Source organism: Nonlabens sp., assembly GCF_018401815.1.
Taxonomy (GTDB): domain Bacteria; phylum Bacteroidota; class Bacteroidia; order Flavobacteriales; family Flavobacteriaceae; genus Nonlabens.
Genome location: NZ_JAGYKG010000021.1, coordinates 1 through 1,754, shown reverse-complemented (window position 1 = coordinate 1,754; position 1,754 = coordinate 1). Strand labels below are relative to the sequence as shown.

General features: G+C 41.9%; 2 protein-coding genes. Both read left to right on the top strand.

Going from position 1 to position 1,754, the window contains the following annotated elements; genetic code table 11:
• Positions 1–218 precede the first annotated feature (218 nt).
• A complete protein-coding gene (locus KG732_RS12935) occupies positions 219–401 on the top strand; it encodes a hypothetical protein (protein WP_213524443.1) in 183 nt (60 codons plus the stop codon).
• A gap of 62 nt (positions 402–463) precedes the next feature.
• A partial coding sequence (locus tag KG732_RS12930) for a peroxiredoxin (protein ID WP_213524441.1) occupies positions 464–1,754 on the top strand: 1,291 nt, incomplete at its 3' end.

Below are 1,754 nucleotides of genomic sequence, written 5' to 3'. Positions count from 1 at the left end.
TAACTATTAAAAGAGCAAACAAACTATTAAAAAACAAACCAATGAAACAAATTTTCACACTTTTAGTAGTAGTACTATTAACGGCAAGCACGTATGCCCAAGTGGGTATCGTTTACCTGCAATAACGGAGTGGAATCAAGAACGTAAGTTGGGTACAGCAACCTATAAGTAGCACCAACAGCTTACTTGGTGCTTTTACCTCAGTACTTAAGTTGCCCATGGCAGGCAGCCGCAACTTCACCGTAGATGGCTCGTTGACCAATTTCGGTCAGCGCGGCAACTATTGGAGCAGTACGCTTAGCAGCACCAATTCGCGCAACCTCAACTTCAATAGCAGCACTGCCAACATAAACACCAACAACCGAGCAAACGGAAACGCTGTTCGTTGCCTTAAGGACTAGTGCTGAGCGAAGTCGAAGGATTGCAACATAAGTAGGCTACAACCCTTTTTAAAATTAAGATGATGAAAAAAACAATTTCAGCTTTAGTACCACTTCTATTGTACACCAGTTTACTGACTGCCCAAAGCATCACTGGAAATTTGACAGCATTAGCAGGACAAGACATTAGACTCGAAGGCTTCAACGGGCTCAAAACCTACCCAATCTCTTCCGCCACCATCGATGAAAAAGGAAGTTTCAATATGATTTATTCTAAAGCAGATTATGGGGTTGGGTACTTAATATCGGCTGATGATACGCCTTTGTTTGTTATTCTAAGTGGTGAGGCTATAGAACTGCTTGGTGAAACACTGAGCGACACCGAAACTCTTAAAATTACCAAAGGTCAGGAAAACCAATGGTTGGGGCAGTATGCCCAAGAACATCCCAAAAGAGAGCAGGCTCTGAGTGCATGGATGTATTTAGAGAAGATGTACACACTAGATTCATTATTTTCAGTGCAAGAACGCCCTGCCCATAGCATACAAACTGAAAAGCAACGCATCAAAAACGAGGATGCTGCATTTTTAGCAAAACTTCCCAAAGACAGTTATGTGAGTTGGTTGTTACCCACGCGTAAATTGGTGAGCTCTGTGGCAACCGTTGCCCAATACCGCACAGAAGAAATGCCTGCCACCTTTGCAGCCTTTCGTAATTTGGATTATACCGATCAGCGCCTTTACAAAAGTGGTTTGTTTAAAGATGCCATGGAGAGCCATTTTTGGCTGATAGAAAACAGTGGTCGCTCATTAGATTCTGTTTTTATTGAAATGCAATATTCTATTGATGCCATGATGGTTAATTTGCTAAAAGACGAGCAAAAACTCAATGAAGTTACGGGCTATCTCTTTGATTTATTGGAGCGCCACAGCCTGTTTCAAGCGTCGGAGTATTTGGCTTTAAAAGTGCTAAACCAAACAAGCTGCACCCTAGATAGCAATCTTGCCAAGCAATTAGAAAGTTATCGAGCGATGAAGAAGGGGAATACGGCTCCTGATATTGTTTTTGATAAAGACATCGTTGCCCCCGGCTATAAGGATACCCAACAACCCAGAAAACTCTCTGACATAAAAAGCAACTATACGGTGGTGGTATTTGGTGCCAGCTGGTGCCCCAAGTGTACCGAAGAACTGCCCGAAATAGCCAAATACTATTCAAAATGGAAGCAGCAAGATATTGAAGTGGTCTATGTGTCTTTAGACGAAAATAAGCAACAATTTAAAAGTTTTACGAGCATCTTTCCTTTTGTAAGCGTCTGTGATTATCAAAAATGGGCGAGTCCTATCGTACAAGATTATTATGTGTTTGCTACCC

Excerpts from the sequence above, each read along its gene's own strand:
- KG732_RS12935 (WP_213524443.1), top strand. The coding sequence starts at position 219 with ATGGCAGGCAGCCGCAACTTCACCGTAGATGGCTCGTTGACCAATTTC.